General features: G+C 69.0%; 1 protein-coding gene. It reads right to left on the minus strand.

The genetic code is table 11. From position 1 onward, the window contains the following. Nucleotides 1–142: 142 nt before the first annotated feature. Nucleotides 143–1,378, minus strand: coding sequence for an IS701 family transposase (locus ACFWPI_RS39600; RefSeq protein ID WP_380381118.1), 1,236 nt, complete (start codon nucleotides 1,376–1,378; stop codon nucleotides 143–145). Between the last annotated feature and the right edge of the window lie 59 nt (nucleotides 1,379–1,437).

Raw genomic sequence — 1,437 nt, forward strand, 5'->3', positions numbered from 1 at the left:
CTAGTAGTACTTCGTTAGGTTGGGGCGGGCTGTCGGGTGCGGTTTGTGGATCTTCTTGTGGGAAGCGGGCGTTGGCAGGTGTGGCAGACACCGGTCCAGCAGCTCAGCAGGTCCTGGAGCTGGTCGAGGACCTGGTAGAGGGTCAGGCCGGTGCTTGGACTTTTGGGTCGAGTCGTCGGAGGGTGAGGAAGGCGTGGGCGGCGGTGACGAGGGTGACGTGGTGGTGCCAGCCGCGCCAGGTGCGGCCCTCGAAGTGGTCCAGCCCGAGGCCGTGCTTCATCTCGCGGTAGTCGTGCTCGATGCGCCAGCGCATCTTGGCCAGGCGGACGAGGTGGCGGGTCGGGGTGTCGGCGGGCAGGCTGGTGAGCCAGTACTCGGTGGGCGCCTTCTGCCCGGTGGGCCACTCGCTGAGCAACGTGGTCTCGGGCAGGATGCCGTCCCAGGTGCGCGCTCCGCCGGCCTGGGTCATGGCGTGGGTGCGGGCCGCGACGCCTGCCGGTCGCACGGTGAGCACCCGGAATCGGGAGCGCATCGGGCCTTTCGAGCCGAGGCGCCAGGTGGACCGGCGGAAGGCCTTGCGTCCGCCGTCGGCGGCCAGGGCCTGCAGCGACGTGGCCTTGGTCCGGTAGCGCGAGGCGGGTTTGCGGCCGTTCCCGCTCCAGGCCGGGGCGGTAGGCACCGCGTCGTGCGGGTGCGCGGACTCGTCCGATCGGACGGCCACGACAAAGTCGAGCCCGCGTTCCGCCAGGCCCTGGCGGAACGCGGTGACCTGGCCGTAGCCCGCGTCGGCGACGATCACCTTCGGCTCCAGACCCCAGGCGATCGCCTCGTCGATCAGGTCCAGGGCCAGGCGCCACTTCTCCCGGTGCCCGATCTCCTCGGGCACGCCTGTCCGTGTCCGGCGTTCGGTGTCGTCCTGCCACTCGGCGGGCACGAACAGGCGCCAGGAAATGGGCACGGACGCGGTGTCCGAGGCGGCGTGCAGACTTACCCCCACCTGGCAGTTCGACTGCTTGCCCAGCGCCCCGCACCACTGCCGGGCCACTCCGACCGACATCCGTCCGTCCTTGGGGAACGACACGTCGTCGATCACCCACACCACCGGATCGACCACCGGGACCGTCTTGACGGCCACCGCCCGCAACACCTGCGCGTGGTCCCACGGCGACTGGTTCACGAACTGCTGCAGGGCCTGCATGTCCCCGTCCGGCAGCCGCTCGGCCATCGGCTGGATCGACTTCCTGCGACCGTCCAGCATCAACCCACGCAGGTAGCAGTCGCCCCACCCACGCGTGTCCTTCCGCGACACCGAGGCGAACACCTCGGCCACAAACGCGGCCAACTCGCCGCGAAGCTTCTCGATATCCCCCAAATCCACGCCGACAGGATGCCCGACCCGAAGACCAAGATCAAGTTAAGTTAACGAAGTACTACTAG

Origin of the sequence: Kitasatospora sp. NPDC058492 (assembly GCF_042720685.1) — a bacterium.
Classification (GTDB): Bacteria; Actinomycetota; Actinomycetes; order Streptomycetales; family Streptomycetaceae; genus Kitasatospora.